At 43.8% G+C, this 20,482-nt stretch carries 17 protein-coding genes; 8 read left to right on the plus strand and 9 right to left on the minus strand.

All coding sequences use genetic code 11. The features are described from left to right. Position 1: 1 nt before the first annotated feature. A complete protein-coding gene (locus NBH14_RS05005; protein WP_186958556.1) occupies positions 2-907 on the plus strand; it encodes a fimbrillin family protein in 906 nt (301 codons plus the stop codon). Positions 908-2,098: 1,191 nt separating this feature from the next. Here NBH14_RS05005 and NBH14_RS05010 read toward each other — a convergent pair. Together NBH14_RS05010 and NBH14_RS05015 are read right to left on the minus strand one after the other, a co-directional pair. Beyond that, positions 2,099-2,635 (minus strand): DUF3868 domain-containing protein, encoded by a 537-nt coding sequence (locus NBH14_RS05010; RefSeq protein WP_128134162.1) that lies wholly within the window; start codon positions 2,633-2,635, stop codon positions 2,099-2,101. Between the two features lie 7 nt (positions 2,636-2,642). Further along, entirely contained in the window at positions 2,643-3,203 is a 561-nt protein-coding gene (locus NBH14_RS05015; RefSeq protein ID WP_186958557.1) for a DUF3575 domain-containing protein, read from the minus strand. 118 nt (positions 3,204-3,321) lie between these two features. Between NBH14_RS05015 and NBH14_RS05020 the strand changes: the two genes are divergently transcribed. After that, on the plus strand, positions 3,322-4,452 hold the full coding sequence (locus NBH14_RS05020; protein ID WP_186958558.1) for a clostripain-related cysteine peptidase: 1,131 nt from the start codon (positions 3,322-3,324) through the stop codon (positions 4,450-4,452). 65 nt (positions 4,453-4,517) lie between these two features. Here the strand turns inward: NBH14_RS05020 and NBH14_RS05025 are convergent, their stop codons facing one another. From NBH14_RS05025 to NBH14_RS05035, 3 genes are all read right to left on the minus strand, one after another. After that, positions 4,518-4,856 carry a hypothetical protein gene (locus NBH14_RS05025; protein ID WP_186958559.1) on the minus strand — a complete coding sequence of 113 codons (339 nt, stop codon included), beginning with the start codon at positions 4,854-4,856 and terminating at the stop codon, positions 4,518-4,520. 3 nt (positions 4,857-4,859) lie between these two features. Continuing rightward, a complete protein-coding gene (locus NBH14_RS05030) occupies positions 4,860-5,027 on the minus strand; it encodes a hypothetical protein (RefSeq protein WP_186958560.1) in 168 nt (55 codons plus the stop codon). 121 nt (positions 5,028-5,148) lie between these two features. Further along, the gene (locus NBH14_RS05035) at positions 5,149-7,536 is read right to left on the minus strand and encodes a lamin tail domain-containing protein (protein WP_186958561.1); all 2,388 of its coding nucleotides are present in this window, start codon (positions 7,534-7,536) and stop codon (positions 5,149-5,151) included. A gap of 129 nt (positions 7,537-7,665) precedes the next feature. Between NBH14_RS05035 and NBH14_RS05040 the strand changes: the two genes are divergently transcribed. Then, positions 7,666-8,676: an aspartate-semialdehyde dehydrogenase gene (locus tag NBH14_RS05040; RefSeq protein ID WP_186958562.1), complete on the plus strand. Its 1,011-nt coding sequence runs from the start codon at positions 7,666-7,668 to the stop codon at positions 8,674-8,676. Between the two features lie 484 nt (positions 8,677-9,160). Here NBH14_RS05040 and NBH14_RS05045 read toward each other — a convergent pair whose 3' ends face one another. The 4 genes from NBH14_RS05045 to NBH14_RS05060 all read right to left on the minus strand — a co-directional run bounded on the left by NBH14_RS05045 (position 9,161) and on the right by NBH14_RS05060 (position 14,421). Continuing rightward, positions 9,161-10,720 carry a sulfatase-like hydrolase/transferase gene (locus tag NBH14_RS05045; protein ID WP_186958563.1) on the minus strand — a complete coding sequence of 520 codons (1,560 nt, stop codon included), beginning with the start codon at positions 10,718-10,720 and terminating at the stop codon, positions 9,161-9,163. 339 nt (positions 10,721-11,059) lie between these two features. Further along, positions 11,060-12,235, minus strand: a complete 1,176-nt coding sequence (locus NBH14_RS05050) for a helix-turn-helix transcriptional regulator (RefSeq protein WP_186958564.1) — start codon at positions 12,233-12,235, stop codon at positions 11,060-11,062. Next, on the minus strand, positions 12,225-13,442 hold the full coding sequence (locus tag NBH14_RS05055) for a helix-turn-helix domain-containing protein (protein ID WP_186958565.1): 1,218 nt from the start codon (positions 13,440-13,442) through the stop codon (positions 12,225-12,227). The genes NBH14_RS05050 and NBH14_RS05055 overlap by 11 nt, the downstream gene beginning before the upstream one ends. A gap of 805 nt (positions 13,443-14,247) precedes the next feature. Then, positions 14,248-14,421: a hypothetical protein gene (locus NBH14_RS05060; protein ID WP_250817217.1), complete on the minus strand. Its 174-nt coding sequence runs from the start codon at positions 14,419-14,421 to the stop codon at positions 14,248-14,250. On the opposite strand from NBH14_RS05060, the gene NBH14_RS05065 reads away from it, so the two are divergent. The 5 genes from NBH14_RS05065 to NBH14_RS05085 all read left to right on the plus strand — a co-directional run bounded on the left by NBH14_RS05065 (position 14,420) and on the right by NBH14_RS05085 (position 20,087). After that, positions 14,420-15,415 carry a DUF3575 domain-containing protein gene (locus NBH14_RS05065; protein WP_186958714.1) on the plus strand — a complete coding sequence of 332 codons (996 nt, stop codon included), beginning with the start codon at positions 14,420-14,422 and terminating at the stop codon, positions 15,413-15,415. The two genes, NBH14_RS05060 and NBH14_RS05065, sit on opposite strands and share 2 nt — an antisense overlap. A 3-nt stretch (positions 15,416-15,418) precedes the next feature. Further along, the gene (locus tag NBH14_RS05070; protein ID WP_186958566.1) at positions 15,419-16,456 is read left to right on the plus strand and encodes a DUF6562 domain-containing protein; all 1,038 of its coding nucleotides are present in this window, start codon (positions 15,419-15,421) and stop codon (positions 16,454-16,456) included. 53 nt (positions 16,457-16,509) lie between these two features. Beyond that, a complete protein-coding gene (locus NBH14_RS05075) occupies positions 16,510-18,015 on the plus strand; it encodes a DUF6562 domain-containing protein (protein WP_186958567.1) in 1,506 nt (501 codons plus the stop codon). Between the two features lie 237 nt (positions 18,016-18,252). Continuing rightward, a complete protein-coding gene (locus tag NBH14_RS05080; RefSeq protein WP_186958568.1) occupies positions 18,253-19,734 on the plus strand; it encodes a hypothetical protein in 1,482 nt (493 codons plus the stop codon). A gap of 134 nt (positions 19,735-19,868) precedes the next feature. Continuing rightward, complete coding sequence (locus tag NBH14_RS05085; RefSeq protein WP_186958569.1) at positions 19,869-20,087, plus strand: HU family DNA-binding protein; 219 nt, start codon at positions 19,869-19,871, stop codon at positions 20,085-20,087. The last annotated feature ends 395 nt before the right edge of the window (positions 20,088-20,482 follow it).

Here is a 20,482-nt window from a genome sequence, read left to right on the forward strand (position 1 = left end):
AATGAAAAATATAAAACTATTACTCTCTGTTCTTTTCTTTGCGACTTTCAGTTGCAATAATGATGGCGATATTATAAAATCCACCGATGGTCAAGGAAGTATTATACGCTTTGGAGGTAATATCATTCTGACGAAAGCGATTGTCGACAATACAGCTTTTCCCGATAACTCCCAGGTCGGGATATTGGGTTGGGGATATAATAAAAACAATTCCGGAGGAAATATGACTCTCCGCAAAGACCTCAACAACTCTCCCTACACCAAAACCGCCGGCAGCAATGAACTCACCTGCGACGCCCATGCCCATTACCCCATCAACCCCGACACCTTACTAAACTTTTACGCTTATTACCCTTACACCGAAGCAGCGACAGCCGCTCCGTTAAGCATCCCCTTTGAGTTGAAGAAACAAGACGACATCATGTGGGCAACTCCCGTACTGGACCGGGATAAAACTTCTGGCGATACCCCTGTCAATCTCTCTTTCAACCATATCCTTTCCGCCATTACGCTTAAATTCAAGAAAGCGGATGATATTAAGGAAGAGATGATCCTGCAAAGCATTTCGATGGAGAACTATCCGTCAACCATACAGCTGAACGTACAAACTGGCAAGCTAAGTGCCGCTCCCTCAACTACGCCTTATACACTTATCGACAACCTGAATAAAGAAATAACTCCGACCGAAGAGACAATCGTTACCAACCATCTTCTTTACCCGGTAGAGAAACCTGTTTTCATTGTCCGGATGAGTAACAAAGATTACCGCATCGAATCGACAAAAGCATTCGAAGGAGGAAAAAAACAAACCTACTCTTTCACCATACAAGCCCAGGACATCAGCATCTCAGGCAGTATCAATCCTTGGCTGGACGGTGGCACCAGCGATGAAACAGTTTATTTCTAAGCATCATTTTTTACACACTCCAGAGTCACCCAACAATAAAACTCCTGGAGTCCCTGTATTTATCAGATATGAGCTATCCGATTATCGACCGGTTGTACCTGGCTCCCCTCTCGAGAGGGGGAAGGGGGGTGTGTCATATCCTTACCTATATAACTTGCCTTATCACAGCCATTTAGCCATTTCAGGTTTATTTGCCGTCTGCTTCAGCTGACGGTTTACAAGTTGTTTCTCTCTTTTGGCTTCAGCCACATTTCTCTTAGATAGAGACCTGTAAAAAATGTGACTAAAGTCCAGAGAAATAGATTATTTACCAATCCGTCAGCTAAAGCAGACGGCAAATAAACCTGTAACAAGGTCTGTTTTTATTGACTGGCTTTAACACACACCCTGCCCCCTCTCCAGAGGGGAGCCAGTTACAACCAGTCGCCATAACAACAAACTAAATAGCTCAATTATTTCTATATTGGAATTTCATAATAATGTTTCGTCAAATCCACTATCATACTATCACATTTTTACATAATACACATATAATCAATGTGTTATCCTATGATAGTTCCCATTTTTAACTATCATAATACTGTCATAAAACTATCATTCGGACTATATTTTAACTAAACATACATTGTTCTAGGACCTAAAAGAGACTTTATAAATAGGGTATATCGCACTTATATATCGCTTTTCCTCCTATATGTTTTGGTAAAACATATAGACTAATCTCACAGGAATACATACTTTTTGTTCTCAAGATGCCCTTTTCAGCCTGTTTTACACCCGGATATTGACTATGCCCAGACCCGGGTCTCAATATTGTCTACACCCGGGTCTCGAACAACATAAGTAACTACTTCTCTGAAAATAAGTCATATACTTCAGTAAAATAAGAAGCATGTATTGGGTTTCAGGACAAGATAATGATAGTTGCATGATAGGTAAATGACAGTTGAAAACAGGAACTATCATAGAATAACATATTGATTATATGCATATTATATAAAATATGATAGTATGATAGTTCTTTTATATCTGTGATGGTTCTGAGAAACGCCTTGCATCTATTTAATAGCTGTGTTCATAAGTATCTGAGTCTATCCTCTCAAGATCTTCATTAAAACCCTGATGAATACAAAGATAAAAGGCCTCACCCGGAGAGTGAAGCCTTATTTCGTAAAACTTTTTCAGGAAAAACTATTTTTCCTGCCCCTGACGAATATACAAACGATCGGTCAAAACATTTGTATAAGTCTGAACCGGGATATCATCGTAATCTGTCAGTTCGCCGAGAAGGATCAACTCTGCATTTTCCATCCACGGACGGAAAGAAATCTCTTTTTTATAGTTTACCTCCTGCAACAAAGTAGGAGCACTTTTCAATACAACATAAGCATCTCCGTCGGCCACCTGTTTACCTTGAAAAGCAACCGTGCGCTCATACATTTTATGTTTATTTGCTCCGTTGATACGGATGGGTGACAAACGAAGCAGGTAATTGTCCTTGCGCAAAACGGGAGTCAGTATCAATGTCTGATAACGTCCGACAGACAGGCCGCTCAGCAAAATATCCATATCCAGCTTCAAAAGGTCGCCTTCTACCTCAGCCTTATTCTGTTTGATATTAATCAGGCCGTTATAAGTAGTAGCCGGAGCTTGCGTCTGCGACTGTGCCTGAACCGGGAACAGCAGCGCAACCAGCAGAAAAATAAATATATAGACCGGAGTTTTCATCGTTCACTTATTTAATTATATATACAATACTGACACCGAGTTTAGTCGGTCCGAAGTAGTTATTACGGTATTTATAAGCCTTTTCATTATCCGAAGGGTAAGCAGACTTGTCATATTCAAAATGCAGGAAGCCGACTCCCGCCGAAAACTCGATGTTCCAATGCGGAGAAAGATACAACTGATATCCGTAAGAGATACCGCCGCCATAAGCGTTGCCGTCGTAAGCAAAATCCTTTTTCATTACCGACATGAAATTCACATGAGACATATCGTAGTCCATATAAACACCATGAACCCCGAAATAATGGCCGTTAAACTTTTCATGCAGCCAGTAACGAGCCTCAGGTTGCACCATCCAATGCTGCCACGACTTGTCGCTCGCAACATCCCAGCCATTGTAATTGCCGGAGATATCCAACGACCAGTGTCGGTTGAAAGCAACTTCGGCACCCAGGTTCACCGTTGCAGTTGCATCATACAGAATATTAGACTTGACTGCCACAGTCTGCGCTTTCGCTCCCCACCCGATACCGCACAACAACAGTGCGATGAATAATACTTTTTTCATATCAGTGTCTTTTCTCTACATGCTTTAAAATCTATTAGCACACAAAGATAGAAAAAAGAAATATAAAACATTAGAGACAACCAAATTATACGTAACTTTGTAATTTAAATAATAAGGCATGAGAATCAAATATATTATATATAGCGTTTTGTTCGCGCTATTACTGGGAAGTTGCAGTAAAGAAGACATCGAAATAAAAGGACCGGCCAAACGGACCGTGCTTGCTTATATGGTTGCCAGCTATAATCTTGGAGGTGATATACGTGCCAATATCAGACAAATGATGACAGTAGCCTCCAACAAAGCACTCAACGGAGGAAATCTGGTTGTATACTATTCGGAAAGCAAAAGCAGATCTTATTTGTTCCAGATAAAAGAAGACAAGAAAGGGAATATAGTAACAGACACCGTCCGTTTTTACGAAAACCAAAGTGCTATCCTGCCGGAAACCATGCACAAGGTAATCAAGGATGCAACAGAATTATTTCCCGCAGAAAGTTATGGCCTGGTATTATCCAGCCACGGCACATCATGGCTTCCGGGCAATTTCGGTTCTTTACGTTCTTTCGGAGAAGAAGACAGTCAATATATGGAAATAACTGAAATGAACGAGGCGCTGGAAGGTTTTCATTTCGACTTCATGTTGTTTGACGCTTGTTATATGAGCGGCATTGAATGTGCTTATGAGTTGAAAGACAAAACGGATTATCTCCTGGGATCGCCAACCGAAGTCCTTGCCCGCGGATTTCCTTATGAAGATTTCCTGCCTGCCTTGTTTAAAGACAAAGCCGATCTGGAAGCAGTTACCAAAAGTTTTTATGAATACTACAGCAATAACGGCAATGCTTCATACGGTACAGTATCTCTGATAAAGACAAGCGAATTGAACGAATTGGCACAAATTGTCAATGACATATTAAAAGACAAAACTGAAGAGGATATTTATGCTCTCCCTTTGTCGAATATGCAGATACTTGAATATCTAACTGCCAGGCAGCCACATATGCTTTATGATTTCGATGATTTTATCAAGTATCTAGCAAACGACGAACAGTATCAGCGTTTTTCCGCTTGTATGGAAAAAGCGGTCATCAGCAAATATACAACACCTTATTCATACTATGCGGCATTATATGGAGCAAGAAAAATCGAGCGTTTCTCCGGCCTGTCGGTCTTCGTGCCCCAACCCTCTCTGACGAAGTTGTCAGACTGGTACAAGCAGCTTGCCTGGTATAAGGCGGTTTATTAACTAAAAAATAAAAGTAGCTGTGAAGGGATTATTGTTAAAGTCTCCTCATAGCTACTTTCACCCTATTATAGGCTCGCAATATTATTCAGCTTTTTGCGTATATCTTCCCAGGTTACTTTATTCTGCTTCTTTGAAGCTTCCAGCATCTTCTTTTCATAAACCAGTTTAGGTATTTCCACTTTGGCAAATTCGATCAGCAACTCAGTTCCTTTCACCACATTATTCCAATCTTCCTCACGCTCTTCCGGTGACATTGCTTCTATTCGCTTTTTATCTTCTTCTGAAAAAAGACGACGCTCTTCTTCATCCATATCCATAAAGCGCACGAAATCATCATACATTTTCTGCGTTGGAAACAAGTTCCGATATTCCGGATGTGAATTCAAATATTCTATATTATCCATAGATTATTCCTCCTTTTGTTTTAGTAAAGCATTATACCAATCTAAAATGACATCGATATTTTTCATAACCATGTCTTTCTCCTGACCTGAACGATTATTTATCAAGCTGGAATACCTCATAAATAGTCCTTTCAATAGTTCTTTCTTTGCTTTAAATTCATCTTCTTTCATAGGCATTACAATTATTTTGATTAATGTTCTATGCCCACTGGAGATATTACAAAGGTAAAGCATCTGAACATCTCCAACAAACATAGAGCGATTTATTAATAAACGAGTTATCCACATTCTTTTACCGGACAAGGAATACCTGTTTATATCTTTTTACTGTGCCGCTGGTATGATACAATTCAGCATAGAAGATATAAACACCTGTCTGTAGTTGCTTCCCGGACAAGGCATAACCGTCCCAGGTCAATTTTCCCGTCAACCCCAGCAATTCGTGATTAGCTATTTGTGCTACACGCTGACCGGCGATATTGAAGACAAAAGCACGGCAGTTATATCCCGGCTGGTCCAGATAATAGGATATAGTATAATGGCCGGCACTTTCATCCCACTGCGGTGTCTTGATGCCGGTCGGTTCATCCGGAGTATCCGGATCATCGGGCAGGGAAATATCCGATTGTGAATTAGGATAACCGGGAGTTCCATAACCCACTGTAGCAGATGCAGAAGTCCAGTTCGAAGGCGATTGCGTTTCCGCATCGGGATCGATCCGTTCCAAGGAGACACCTTTCTGATCTTTTATTGAAGAAGCATGCCATTTGGAGGTATAGGAAACTTCATCGATCACTGTTCCGTCTTTGCTCCGGAACAGGACAAGCGTAGAGGAAGTATTCGCCAATATAGGAAGTTTAGGGACTTCAAACAGTGAAGAAGGAGACTGGATTGTGTAAAAATCGGTAACGCCCTCCAGATTCTTCGTCAACAACACATAACCATCCGACTCGATTGTTGCAGTAACGGAAGATAATGGATAGCGGGTATTTAATGTTCCATCGGCTTTCCTGACCGCGACCGATAAGCCGGATACCGGCAAGGCACGATCGGAACGGTTGTACAACTCGATATATTCGCTACCACCGGCAAAAGGATTGGGAAGTAGTTCGTTAAAAACAAATTCTCCCGGTTCTACGGTAATATCAGGGAGAGACGGATCGTCGGGGGTATCCGGCTCATCGGGGTCGTCAGGTGTAACAGGTTTATCCGGTTCATTAGGGGTTTCCTCACCTTTACCGGACGAGTTAACAGAGCCAGGAGTTCCGCCACGCGGATCGGAAGAGAGATGCCAGCCGGAAGAAGAACGTTCCCAGGATTTGGCAGGGGTGGCTTTTTCATAGGTTACTTCATCAATCAGGTTATTATCGCCATCAAACAGCTGCAACAACTTTCCGGTATTAGCCAGTGCAGACGGGAAATTATCCAACGGCACCTTCACTGCAGAAGGACCAGCCACAATATCCCTGCCGGAACGATAAAGTACCGCATACCCTTTTGTGGGAATTTCAAAGGTCGTCATAGGCTTCGCTTTTCCACCATATGAAAATTGCCAGTCTGTAAGCACAAATACATTATCTGTAGTGTTATAAAGTTCTACATATTCTGTTTCCGGCAACTCTTCCAGCCCCTTGGGATCGGCCATTATTTCATTAATAAGTATAGAACCGGGTTCAGCCTCCTCTTCATCTTCCCCTTCCAATACAAATTCTTCTGAAAAGGGAACCAGTTTATTTCCTTCCATATCAGTAAGACCATCATAAGTGATCGTATAATTAACGCCAGCAACCATCTCTTCCGAATATTTGGTATTGACAACAGTCTTCATCTGTTCATCAGCATATCCTATACGGTCAGCTTTCCCAATGTCGGATATCATAAACCTGGCTTCGCTTATATCGACAGGTCGGTCGAAGGTAAATTGAAGTTCACATAAGTTTAATGGCTGTACGGAAAGAAGTTTTGGTAATACAACCGGAGATACGGGCTCTTCCGTGTCAGGATTTTCCGGTTTTTCCTCCGACGGAGTTATATTTGAAGAGATTTCAATATTGTCAATGAAGTGACCTCTTACTTTCTTTGAATAATGACATGCCAATCCTGATTCTATATACTTTATCCCGGAAGATATCTTTTGTTCTTTTGTATCTAATAAAGTATATGTACTTTCCCCTTCTTCACGAACATATAAGGACCAAAGGCTACTGTTTTCCAGCGTTACTTTCACACTAAGCGAAACAATATTTTGTTTCAACACATCCAATTCTTTTTCTATAATACGCACAGGAGCCTTTTCCGTTTCACGAAAACGACGAAGAGTTATAGTTTTCTTAGTGCTTCCAATTTGTATATAATACTCACTAGATATCCCTAACAATGACAAGTTCTCTGTCAATAAATAAAAACGTATATGATTCGGATCACTTGGTGTGAAAGTCATTTTCACGTCAAACTTCCACTCCATATTATTAGAATAAGGTAGAGAGATTTTAAGTCTTGAATATTTCTTATCGGGATCTCCGACTAAAGAAAGCCATCCATCATCCGTTATTTGGAAATCAGACAAATCACCTTCCCATAAATTATTCGAATCGATCTCCGGACCATCAAATGTTTCTGTAAACTGTGCGAATGCACAAACAGGAAGTAATACAAGGATAATAAGAATAAATTGTTTCATAGTTATATAGTTTTGTTATAAAATTATCTATCTTTGCACGCTAATAGCTTACAACTATTATTGTGTCCGATTTTGGATGCGGTAAAGTTATAACAATTTTTTTATATTACAATTTAATTAGTGCTCAAAATGAAAGTAGCAATTGTTGGCGTGAGTGGTGCTGTAGGACAAGAGTTCCTGCGCGTGCTCGACGAAAGAAACTTCCCAATGGATGAGCTGGTGCTTTTTGGCTCATCTCGCAGTGCCGGACGTGTTTATACCTTCCGTGGTAAACAGTACACCGTTAAGGAGCTTAAGCATAACGACGACTTTAAGGGAATCGATGTTGCTTTTGTTTCGGCCGGTGGCGGTACATCTGTTGAATTTGCAGAAACCATTACAAAACATGGTACTGTGATGATCGATAACTCCAGCGCATTCCGTATGGATAACGATGTACCTTTGGTAGTTCCTGAAGTGAACCCGGAAGATGCACTGAATCGTCCTCGCGGTATCATTGCCAATCCGAACTGTACTACCATCCAGATGGTCGTTGCATTGAAGGCAATCGAAAAGGTATCGCACATTAAGCGTGTACATGTATCAACTTATCAGGCAGCCAGCGGTGCGGGTGCAACAGCTATGGCCGAACTAATCAAACAGTACGAACAACTGTTGAAGGGCGAAGAACCGACTGTAGAAAAATTCGCTTATCAGCTGGCCTACAACGTGATTCCTCATGTTGATGTGTTCACTGAAAACGGTTATACGAAAGAAGAAATGAAGATGTATAACGAAACACGCAAGATCATGCACTCCGATATCGAAGTAAGTGCTACTTGTGTCCGTGTTCCGGTTATGCGTGCCCATAGCGAAGCAACCTGGATTGAAACAGAACGTCCTATCAGCGTAGAAGAAGCACGCAAGGCTTTTGCTGAAGGCGAAGGAATCATCCTACAGGACGATCCGGCAAACAAGGACTATCCGATGCCGCTGTTCGTTGCAGATAAAGAACCGGTTTACGTTGGCCGTATCCGCAAGGATATCAGCAACCCGAACGGTCTGACATTCTGGACTGTAAGCGACCAGATCAAGAAAGGCGCTGCCCTGAACGCTGTTCAGATTGCCGAATACCTGATCAAGGTGAAGAATATAGGATAATAATCTTACAATCTTTCTATATAGAAAGGGACGGTCTGTTGGAGATCGTCCCTTTTCGTTTGATAGGATACAAACATATTTCTGTAAACATCGCCTCTATACCTCTTTTATCTTTTATGATCGATAAAATTGATGCAATATTATCTTTTATAATCGATAAACAGATAAACTACTCATCATTACTCACGATGAAGAAGAAATGATTGTGGAAGACGGAAAAGAGATCGCTGTTGTTCCGATTTGGAAATGGCTACTTGAACAGGACAGCCTGTTGGAAAACAGGTAGTGCCGACAGACGCCCGGAAGGAATGGATTAGCCTCCTGAACGAACCGACGAAGCCAAATGTAGAGTCAGCAAAATGCCAAAGTTTATTCATATCACATCTGTGATACAAAAGAAACTCAACCGTGATACAAACGGAATCCATCTGTGATATGAAAGGAACACAGATGTGATATGCATTAATCTGTGTTCCCTGAGTAGTTATCCGTATCTGTTTACCCCATTTTCCAGGCTTCCGTCACATTCCTTCAGCATAATAGCTTTCAGTTCTTCCGCTTTCTCCGGATATTTATCAATCACGTTCTTGCGCTCCTGCGGATCGTCAGACAAGTTGTACAACTCATAAACGCCTTGTTTCCTGTAATAACGGAGTTTCCAGCCATCGTTCATAACAATGCCCGGTCCGAGATTGGAGCCATATACGACATACCGTTTCGGATCTGTTTGCTTCCCATTCAGCAAAGTAGGCAGGAAAGAGATACCGTCTTTCTTTACCGGGAGCGAAACGTTTAACAGATCAGCCATCGTAGACAGGAAGTCGTAATTGGAAACCAATTCCTTGCTTTTCACGCCAACCGGTATCAATCCTTCACCGTAAAAGATCAGCGGGATATGTACGCCGCCATCCAGATTACTCCGCTTCATTCCGGCCATACCGGCATTCCCGTTAAAGATATCGCCTGCCAGGTCGCTGTAATATTTATCTGTATAGTCATCAAACAATTGGCCGGTTTGCAGATTCTTATAAGGTTTTTCACATCTTCCTTTCTGCGAATAATAGATCTCATGCCCGTTATCGGCGGCAAAGACTATAATCGTATTTTTATCCAACCCCAGATCACGAAGCTCATTCATAATTATCCCCACATGATCATCCAGCAACTTAATCATAGAAGCGTATTCTTTTTCTATCGGTGTTAACTCAGGGTTGGCCGCCAACTCCGGATGAACGGCCGGAATAGCTACCGGACCATGCGGCAACTGGGTCGGATGAAACAGGAAAAAGGGCTTATCCTTATTCTCACGAATAAAAGACAGCATCTTATCCAGAAAAAGGTCCTGCGAATAAACAGCTTTACCATTTCTATCCCATCGTTCCCGCAAAGTCTCATCTGTTTCATTTTCCGTACTCTTTCCACAGTTCGGAAGAGTATTCCCGTCAATCGTTACAATCTCACCGTTGTCAAACAGAAACGGCGGATAGAAACCATGGCAACGTACATGGTCGAGATAACCATAATAATAATCCCATCCATGTTCCTTCATCTGTTTGCGGGTAGCCGTAAAACCCCATTCCAGCTTTCCGATCTCGGCGGTTACATAACCGGCTTGCTTAAATACCTGCGGAAGATAATAATCGCCTTCCCCTAAAAGAATATCCCCATCGTCTATCTCTTTCTCAAGAGCCGGAATCAATGAGAGGTTATCAGTCGGAGGAATAAACTGTCCTCCCTTCGATATCATCCATTTATCCGGATGACAATCGTGATAGCCGGTCAGCAGAGAGGCTCTTGCCGGAGCTGACAACATACAACCGTATGCATTATCGAAAGAAGTCCCCCGGGTAACCATCGCATCAATATGAGGTGTCGTGAAATGCCGTTGACCATAAGCCGACAGCATACCTTTTCCCATATCGTCGGCATAGATATAGATAACATTGGGTTTAACCGGCTGCTGCGCCTGTACATAACCGGGTATGGAAGAAACGCCTGCCACAGACAAAACCGCTGCAAATGAAGATGAGAGAGTTTTATTCATACTATTTACTATTAAACCAATTCCATTGTACAGGATACAAATATACTATTTTACAAACACTAAAAAATCTACATTTCTAAATAAATATACCCTCAAAAGAGATAAGGTTCGCCTTTTCTCTAAACAAAAAAAGTTGCCCCTTTTATTGAGGCCCCTTTTTTAGTAGAAACCCCTATTCTACGATGTAGGTTCTCATGTAGGCTAATTAATAGCAACTGAGAGCAAATGGACACAATTAAATTAATGCGTTATATCAGGCCGTCAGGCGTATTTTGGATGATAAAAGAGTAGAAATTCACATAAAACCGCTTTGTACCCGATATTCGTTTTGATTATATATCACTCGTCGAGAGGTAGCAATTTCAGTTTATCCTGCTGTTTTTTAGCCCGGTAGTAGGCATGGTAACTTCCGAACCCCGCTTTATGAATGAGTTCCAGATTATCCAACCGGATATATTTCCCATCCGCTCTCAGTGCGTCCAACTCGCGCAGGCGGTAACCGTTTATAAACTGTGAGAAGTTCATGCCATAGGTCGTATTAATGAATGAAGAAAGGTAGTTTCGGTTCGTTTTAAGCGGCCCTGCCAGATCAGTGATCTTCAGGTCGGCTTTCAGGTAAGGTTTCGATGAAGTCATAAACTCCTCCAACTGCTGTCGCTCGATTTTCCCCGCGGTTATCTCCGTACCGGAGTCGGTATCCGTCGCATCGGTTTGCATCAGCAGCACATAACGGTGTGTGACCGTGTAGTAGCAAAGCACCGGCAACTGGATGAATATGACGATGGCAGGAAACGCACCCAGAAATGTTACCAAGGCTTTATAGGGGCTCGCCAAGGCGACGATCACCGGTGTGAGAAATAACGGAAAAGCCAACGCAATAGTAAAGAGTAACCATCCCAGGGAAGTGTTCTCCGTATCGGCGGAAAAATTCACGATTCTTCGACGATACCGCAAAATACGCCTGACCGCCAGAATTGAATATATCAGGCTGTAGAGTGTGCGGACAAGCGGCTTGGAACGGACGGCCGCATTGTACCAGGCAAGGGAAGGATCATTCAGGGACAAGTTACAGGTATAAAGTCCCGAATCACCGCTTTGGGCGGGTACGGCTATCGAGGCCATACGGGCTTCCGGCGGGACTTGTGCCGCCCAGAAGGTCAATCCGACAAATATGACGACCGGTAGTATGTAATGCCAGAATGTGAACGGCTTCTCGCCGGTATCGGCCGTAAGGATATATAGATAATGATATAAAAATACCTGTACCAACAGCAGGAGCGAGTAAACCAATCCATTCAGGCCGGCCACCACGGCGGGAGCGAAAAGCAGCAACATGGCAAATGTCCAGTTGACAGCGACTGTGAGAAAATAAGCCGTCAGTGGTTTACGGAGTTCCATATCCATACTTCCCTGTTTCCTGTTTCCGGCCAGATGCAGGAAAGCGATGGATAGCAGGCCCGAAACTACGGGAGCGCTATACACGAACAACATCAATAAGAATGTATCATTGTTCATCGTCTTCCTCCTTTCCCTTGTATACTTCCTTTGCTCTACGGTAACTATCGTAACTGCCGAATCCGGCTCGTGCGATCAGTTCGGTCAGCGGACGCTTGCTGTATTTCTTGTATTTGCGCAAGCGTTCCAGTTCTTGCAGCCGCCACTCGTTCACCCATGTATTGAAGTTGATCCCGTACGTCCGGTTGATGAAACCGGAAAGGATTACCCGGTTCGTACCCAGTTTTTCCGCCAATCCTACGAGAGTCAGTCCGGGGTCGAGCCACGGCTTTTCGCTGCGAAAATAAGATTCGAGATTTCCCTTAGTCAGTTTTACCGGTCGTTTTTCTGTCGTCAGCGGTTTCCGCCGCGCCTCTTTCTTTTCCGGTTTCATCTCTAATGCCGCGGAGTCATGCGCGTCTTCCGGCACAGACACGGGCACGAGGGCATTCCTCCTTGTTTGGCGGGGCGGGTAATTCTTTCGCAGGATATTCAGGGTAAAGATAAACAGGATGGTTATATTGGCAACACCTTGCGTTCCCGTCTTTAGCTGGTTGAAATAAATATGGCGGTTTCCGGTGACAGATACCAGACCGCCCGACAGGGCGAACAGGATGGAAAGTGCAAGGACGGCACTCATCCACCGCATCCGGTAACGGGAGTTGGGATGGCCTTCCATTGAGGTCGCCTTGCGGTAAACCAATAACCCGGCACAAGAGAGCGGAAGATATATCAAGCCGAAACCGAAGATGTGCAGCGACAGGCTCGTAAAGTATGCCGACTGCCACTCGTAACCGGGAGCCGGCTGCGCGAAATTCCGGATAATGTCCACCCGTACATCGAACGGAACCGACAAGGTGGTTATCACGGTCCATATCACGGTTATGACAACCGGAACAACAAAATGCAAGCGTGAAAACCGCTTTCCGCCTTTCGTATTTGTGAGCCCGTAAACGATTTTATAGAGCAGTACGGGGGAGATCACCAGTACAAACAATACCAGCGGAGCGATGCAGACATAGAACGCCGGATTTAAACGATAAACCACCCCGAAAAAGAATGGTAAGAATAAAACCGTAATATAAGCAATGACGGTTTTCAGGACACTCCGGTCGCCGGAGGTTTCACAGGAATGCAACACCAATAGCAGATACACGATGCAGCAAAGTGCCGTAAGCACTTGCACGACCCATCCTATTTCAGTAATCATACTATTGTTCAACTCCATTTTTGCTTTGTTTCTGACTTTTCAAAAATAGAACAAAAAACTTGAATAATAATGCCTTTCCCCCTTCTTTTTAGCCTTTTTCTTGCAATTCGTTACGCGTTTGTACGATCTGCAATAATTTTTCTGCCGATATAACGATTTGCGTAGTGAGATAGGTACAATCTGCAAGCCCTCCCAAGAAAATTCATCCCATCTTTGCGACAGGCGTTTTTTTATCGGAAAAGTTTTTCTCACCTCAAATTCAGATTGAGCAGACCGGACAACTTTTTATAAAATTAAGCCTGCATTTTTGCAGCATAACAAAACAAGATTGAAAAGATGACGAAGCGGTTATATGAAATACGGTTATCGAGGTATCGGGATCTAAGGGTCGCGAACATATCGCCGTATTGTGCCGCCGTGAAATCTTCCGCTCGGAAAAAAACATCTTTTCCTGTTGTTTTTGTGCCTGAAAATTTGGTTGTTTCAGGTTATTTGCTCACACACACACACACACACACACACACACACACACACACACACACACACACACACACACACACACACACACACACACACACACACACACACACACACACACACATTCCACCGCCCATAACGCGCGTCAATATACTTATTTATCAGCGAGTTCGCAAGAAAGGGAAGTCTCTTTTTTGCGAACTCGCTTCGTTTTTTTCATACCCGGAGTCTTGGGAGAATTTACCGTCCCGTCTTCGAGGGTCCGGCATTCCGACCGATATGCCCGGCACCTGCTTGCTTTTCAAACTACAAATCCTTTAAATCAAAGTGAATATATGAGAATACTTTACACATTATCATTAGCCGTCGTCTTGGCTCTGATGGCATTAGCGACACCGATGGAAGCGGTGGCAGGGAATCCGCCTGTAGCCTGTTTCAACCTCACGCCGTCCACTTTGCCGCAACCGCCTTCCTCCGCGGACACGCTTGTACGGTTCCGCTTCGTGGGGGGAGACGACATGCTCTACATTCCGTGGGCAGGCAACGGAACGGAACTGGAAAGGCTATTCATCCTGATCGACCGGTTTCATGACCGGATAGCCGAAGGTCGTATCCCGATCCGCGTGGACGGTTACTGTGCCTCGCTGCCGACAAGGAAGGAAAACCTCAAAACGGCTTTTATCCGTGCCAACCGGGTGAAGTCGGAACTGATAACCCGCAAAGGGTTACGGGAAGAACACTTCATCACAAAAAATCATGTTTCGGATTATAACGGGCATAAAGATGTAGTGGTGGTTACAATTTCTGTTCCTGCCGCAATTCTCGTTCCCGTAACGGAAGGGAAAACGCATCCAGAACAAGAGCATAAGCAGGAGCAAGCGTCGAACACCGAATCCGACAAGGATGCAAGGGAAATCCGCATAGCCGGGAAAGACGTACCCAAAGAGGCTGAAAACGCTTTTCAGGATACCTGCAAGCAACAGCCCGGCACGGTTATCCCTGAAACACCCGCATCACGCTACATTGCCGTTAAGACCAATCTCGCCGCATGGGCGGGTACGATAGTGAACATTGCAGCCGACGTGCAGGTGGGCAGACACATCTCCGTCGAACTGCCTGTACTGTGGTGTCCGTGGTACGCGAGCGGCGAACATGCCGTGAAGACCTTCACCATCCAGCCCGAAGGACGTTGGTGGCTTTCACGCCCCGGTGAAGGGCATTTCTTCGGGGTACACGCGCACATGGGATGGTATAGCGTGAAGTGGAAGCGTGACCGCTATCAGGACACCGGGCGGCCGCTGCTTGGCGCGGGTATCAGCTACGGCTACCTGCTGCCTTTCAATGCACATTGGGCAGGCGAATTTACCCTCGGCGCGGGTTATGCCAACACCCGGTACGATACCTATTATAATATAGACAACGGCGCACGGATAGATACCCGTACAAAGAATTACTGGGGCATTACCCGTGTGGGCATCAGTGTCGTTTACCGGTTCAACCTAAAAAAGCAATAGCTTATGAAACAGAAACACTACATAGGATTTATCACGCTGGTGACCGCAACCTTGCTTGCCGCCTGCGTACACGACTACCCGACGATGACACCGGAGGGAGAGGAAGGCATCGACCCCACGCTGGTGGTGGTAGATACCGAAGTGACGTTTGACCTCGACCTCGAACCCTTCGGGAGTATCACGAACAAAACCCGCTCGGGAGCCACGGAAGCCGCCACCGGCGACCACCGCCGCCGCTTCATCATCGAAGCCCGGAGGAACGGACGGGCGGAAGTCCGGCAGGTAGCGGTGATTGAAGACGCGGAAGAAACCGGCAAGACGCTGACGCTCCCTGTCCGCCTGCGCCTGCACGCCGTGGAATACTCCCTGGTCGTGTGGACGGATTACGTGCAGGCGGGTACGGACACCGACTTGCATTACAACACGGGTGACCTGAACGGCGTGAGGCTAAACGAGCCCTATGCCGGCAACACGGACTACCGCGACTGCCATTATGCCACCGTGCCGCTCAACCTGCGACCTTACCGTGACCAATGGAATGCCCGTGTGCAGTTGAATATGGAGATGGTACGGCCTCTGGCTAAATATCAGATCGTAGCAACAGATGTGAAGGATTTCATAAAAACGGTAGAAAAGAAGTACCCCGGCGAAACGGAATTCGGTATCCGTTTTTCTTACGATTTTTATTTTCCCCTTGCCTTTAACGTGTGGGAAGGTAAACCAACCGGTTCGCAACTTGGCGTAGCATTTACAACCCGTCTTACTCTACCCGCCGCCGGCACGGAAGAGATGACACTGGGCTCCGATCATGTTTTTGTCAACGGCTCGGGTTCGTATATTCCCCTTTCAATGGAAATCACCTCTCTACAGGATGGAAGTGTCGTAGGACGTTATAGCGGATTGAATGTGCCCTATCAGCGGGGACACCTCACCACCATTCGCGGGCGCTTCCTGACGGCGATGTCCGGTTCGGGCGGCATAGGTATTGACCCCGGCTATGATGATAAGGATATAGATATTGATTTAGATAAACTCCGATAAATAAAATATAGTGACAGTAATAATAATTTTCAAACCTTTTAAAAAGTAAAACAATGAAAAAGTACAAGTTCTTAGTTATGTTGTTCGCCCTCATCGGACTGGCTACATCGTGTAGTCAGGATGATTCTATCAACCTGCAAAACACCGGCAACAACCGTGTGGTAATGAATGCAAGTCTTGATGCCGAAACACTGACGTCTTTGAAATCAGGCCCCGCGACCCGTGGCGCTTCGGGTGACCTGCAACTGGATGGATATTCTTTGCGCTATATCCTTGAAGTGTTTCAACCCAATAACAATAATACTGTTTACCGTGAAGAAAAGTTGGTTTCCGATGCCACACAGGCGGTCGTTTTTGATTTTACACTTTCCAACGCCGCTGGTTACTGTGCACTGCTTTGGGCGGATTATGTGGCTGGTGATGCTGCCTTCGCGGACGGACATTATGCAGACCTCTATTACAAGACCGATGATGTTAATGGTCTGCGGGCAATAAGCCTTATCAGTTCTACTTATGCAGTCAATACCGCCTCTCGCGATGCTTTTTTCGGTAAGCATAGCTTTACGAAGGAACCTGACAAACCCGCTAATCTCGGAAGCGTAGAACTGAAACGCCCTTTCGGACGCATCAATATTATTGAAAAAGATGGCCTCATGCAAGAAGAACTGACCAGTATGGACATTTCTTACGATGTTCCGTCAACTTTCGATGTGCTGGATGGCAGGACTGTGAGTGGGACTCATTCCGTTTCTGTAAGCGGCATAACTGTTTTCCCCGCAGCGACTACCGAAAAAGCAAACCTTTTCTTCGACTATATTTTTGCTCCTGCCACCGGACAGCAATTACTGGGCGAAATGTCGATAGATTATCAATTAGCTTCCGGGGAGGATAACTCTTTTACCATTCCTGCCAATATGCCGGTTGAGCGCAATAAACGTACAAATATTTCAGGATATATCCTGTCAATCCCCGTTGACCCCACAGCAACCAGCATATCGGTGGAAATTGATGACACATGGACCGATCCTGGTTTTGAATTCGAAGCGCCGGCTGTCGGTTCATATTATTATGAAGGAGGATCGTTTTCTCAGCAATATATTCCTGCACTAACCTGTCTGGGAGTTGTTTTTCATGTCGATGACACACAAAAACATGGGCTGATCGTGGGGCTGGAGCAAACTAAGGCACAGTGGAGTACAGTTGAAGCTGCTTCAGGAACAAATATACAATACACTGGTCCGGAGAACCTGTCGAGCATAAAAGGTTGGGGGCAGTGGCAAGACCGATATCCGGCTTTTAAATGGTGTGTTGACCAAGGTCCGGAATGGTATATTCCAACAGTTTCGGAATTGCAGTTATTAGGTGAAAACAGTTCTGCGGTTAATATCGCATTGGAAGCTGCCGGAGCAGACGTAATAGATGTTGATGCTCGATTATGGTCATCTGCAGAATCTGGCACTCCGAACAGCTACTTCGTATTTAAGATAAGTCAAAAATGGACGTATGGAAACATCTCTAAAACTGAGTCCAATAACGTACATATCGTGAGAGCTTTTTAAACATCGGAAGTTTAGTGAGTCATGAATAAAAAGATGACATTAGAAACTTGTTCCAGGAAAGGGGTAATACGGGCAGGTAGGTCATTTATTTTCATATCTATAGTATTAATCATAGTTGGATACCATATTCTGGGCAAAATAAGACCATTCCCTTTCAGGAAATGCAGAATAGCGATCTCCTATGCCGGGCGGGAGCAAGTGCCCGGCAAATTTTCTCAAACTTAAAAAACAATAGTTATGAAACCATTAAGAAAAGAAAACGATCCTCACACTAATGCGGATATTACATCTTCCTATTTAGAGAGTATCAAGAGAAACTATGCCGCACTGCGCCAGTTCTTCACCGAAATGCCCAAAGGTGGCGATGTACATAACCATTTGACAGGTTCAGCTTATGCCGAAACTTACTTTGAGCTGGCTGCAAAAAAAAATATGTACGTTAATCTGGAAACAGGCAAGCTTTATGCTCAAAAGCCGATGGATATAGAAACCATACAGCTTTCGAAGGACATGGACGACTTACATAATCACCGTATGGCACTTATCGACAAATGGAGCATCCGCAACTTCCAGCCCTACAAGTATCCCCTTGGCCCGGACGAATACTTCTTCGGCACATTCGGTTTGCTTTCGGCATTGACCGGAGACATTAATGACCTTGCCTACCTGATGCATGAACTGAAAGTTCGTGCTGTGAAAGAAAACGTGCAATATCTTGAAGTGATTGGGACTTCCCCCAGCGTTCCGGAAGACTGTTTTCTGGGTGATGACTACGAACAGTTTGATAAGCAACTGAAAGAATGTGTAAAAGACGGGAATTATGAAGATGTTCAAGACACATTGGACGAAGTTTTCAACCTATTCGAAAAAAACTCAGAGAATACTGTTGAAACCTATAACAACTTTATAAATGAACTGGATAATATGAGCAACACGTTCGGCAATCATTTGAATGTGGACACCTCAGACCTTGTATGCCGTTATCAAGGCTATTCCTCACGTGGTAGTGAGCCTCTCAAAGTATTCGCTCAACTTTATGTAGTTCATAAAGCATGCTTACAAAAAGAATATAAAGGCAAGGAGAATGTTCTGAAAGGATGTAACATCGTAGCCGCAGAAAATGGAGAGAAGTCGATGATGTATTATCGGTTGCACATGGAAATGTTCAAGCTGCTGAACAGTAAATTCTCCAATATCCCTACTTCACTTCACGCCGGAGAATTAACCATAGGACTGATGCGTCCCGAACACCTGACCTATCACATAAGTCTTGCCATAAATACGGGTAAAGCTAACCGTATCGGGCACGGTGTAGATTTACCTTTCGAACAAGACAGCAATGATACATTGAAAATGATGGCGGATAGTAAAATCCCGGTAGAAATCAATCTGACCAGCAACGAGTTTATCCTTGGTGTGAAGGACTCTGAACATCCCATCATGCTCTACAAAAATGCTGGTGTCCCTGTGATTATCTCTACCGACGATCCAGGTGTTCTGCGTACATCGCTTACCGAACAATATACCTTGGCGGTATTACGCTATGGATTCTCGTATGAAGAAATCAAGTCATTTGTTCAAAACAGTATTACTTATGCTTTTCTTGCCGATGAAGATAAGGCATCCATAAATGAAGATATGAAGATTATGTTCACCGATTTTGAAAAGAGAGTCTCCTCGCGACATCCTGCGCCTAATGTTCCGGTAAGTGAGGATTAACCCTTGTCCGGTATATTCCGGCCACTAAATATTCTGATATGTGCCACCGAGTATAATCTATGGTTCTGCCTCGATAGCTTGGAGGCACTTATCTGAAGCCTGTAAGATAAAGTAATTTTAAGTTTGGAAAAACAATGAATAAAAAGCAACTTATAGATGCTCTTAGCACAAAACTAAAGCAAAAAAACATACATTACCCCAAGTGGGAACTGGAATCTTTTGTAGATCCGGTATTAGAAGTAATCATCGAAACATTAAGTCATGGTGAAGAAATCAAACTAAACAAATTCGGTCGTTTTTCCATAAAGCACAAAAAAGGTTCTTCGTATACCCGTAGATTGGGATTAAGGTAAGGTTTCTTTTCACGTAAATAATGTTCAAATTATTTTCTTCTAAATAGGGAGTATTAGCCGTTACATTTCATGTTTTTCTGTAATTTTGAAGTAAACAGAGTCAATATAGAAATGAAATTTTTATTCCTATATAATTGGCAGTTTTTATGCGTATATTGGTAACAATACTTTTGATTTTATTATGTAGGTTTGCAACTTTGAATTAAATGGAAGACAAATATCAATTCTCTATGGGAGATTCTTGATTGCGGAGGTGTACACGTAATAAACAAAAAACCGCATGAAACAGATACTTGGATATTTAGATATCCACTGTAACACATTAAAAAAGGTATAAATTAACAGATGTTGAAATTACCGAATCAATTAACGTTGAATTATCCCTGAATATATTT

This window comes from Parabacteroides caecihominis, from assembly GCF_023656785.1.
GTDB lineage: Bacteria > Bacteroidota > Bacteroidia > Bacteroidales > Tannerellaceae > Parabacteroides > Parabacteroides segnis.

Excerpts from the sequence above, each read along its gene's own strand:
- NBH14_RS05005 (WP_186958556.1), top strand. The coding sequence starts at position 2 with ATGAAAAATATAAAACTATTACTCTCTGTTCTTTTCTTTGCGACTTTC.
- NBH14_RS05010 (WP_128134162.1), bottom strand. The coding sequence starts at position 2,635 with ATGAAAACTCCGGTCTATATATTTATTTTTCTGCTGGTTGCGCTGCTG.
- NBH14_RS05015 (WP_186958557.1), bottom strand. The coding sequence starts at position 3,203 with ATGAAAAAAGTATTATTCATCGCACTGTTGTTGTGCGGTATCGGGTGG.
- NBH14_RS05020 (WP_186958558.1), top strand. The coding sequence starts at position 3,322 with ATGAGAATCAAATATATTATATATAGCGTTTTGTTCGCGCTATTACTG.
- NBH14_RS05025 (WP_186958559.1), bottom strand. The coding sequence starts at position 4,856 with ATGGATAATATAGAATATTTGAATTCACATCCGGAATATCGGAACTTG.
- NBH14_RS05030 (WP_186958560.1), bottom strand. The coding sequence starts at position 5,027 with ATGAAAGAAGATGAATTTAAAGCAAAGAAAGAACTATTGAAAGGACTA.
- NBH14_RS05035 (WP_186958561.1), bottom strand. The coding sequence starts at position 7,536 with ATGAAACAATTTATTCTTATTATCCTTGTATTACTTCCTGTTTGTGCA.
- NBH14_RS05040 (WP_186958562.1), top strand. The coding sequence starts at position 7,666 with ATGAAAGTAGCAATTGTTGGCGTGAGTGGTGCTGTAGGACAAGAGTTC.
- NBH14_RS05045 (WP_186958563.1), bottom strand. The coding sequence starts at position 10,720 with ATGAATAAAACTCTCTCATCTTCATTTGCAGCGGTTTTGTCTGTGGCA.
- NBH14_RS05050 (WP_186958564.1), bottom strand. The coding sequence starts at position 12,235 with ATGAACAATGATACATTCTTATTGATGTTGTTCGTGTATAGCGCTCCC.
- NBH14_RS05055 (WP_186958565.1), bottom strand. The coding sequence starts at position 13,442 with ATGGAGTTGAACAATAGTATGATTACTGAAATAGGATGGGTCGTGCAA.
- NBH14_RS05065 (WP_186958714.1), top strand. The coding sequence starts at position 14,420 with ATGCTCTACATTCCGTGGGCAGGCAACGGAACGGAACTGGAAAGGCTA.
- NBH14_RS05060 (WP_250817217.1), bottom strand. The coding sequence starts at position 14,421 with ATGTCGTCTCCCCCCACGAAGCGGAACCGTACAAGCGTGTCCGCGGAG.
- NBH14_RS05070 (WP_186958566.1), top strand. The coding sequence starts at position 15,419 with ATGAAACAGAAACACTACATAGGATTTATCACGCTGGTGACCGCAACC.
- NBH14_RS05075 (WP_186958567.1), top strand. The coding sequence starts at position 16,510 with ATGAAAAAGTACAAGTTCTTAGTTATGTTGTTCGCCCTCATCGGACTG.
- NBH14_RS05080 (WP_186958568.1), top strand. The coding sequence starts at position 18,253 with ATGAAACCATTAAGAAAAGAAAACGATCCTCACACTAATGCGGATATT.
- NBH14_RS05085 (WP_186958569.1), top strand. The coding sequence starts at position 19,869 with ATGAATAAAAAGCAACTTATAGATGCTCTTAGCACAAAACTAAAGCAA.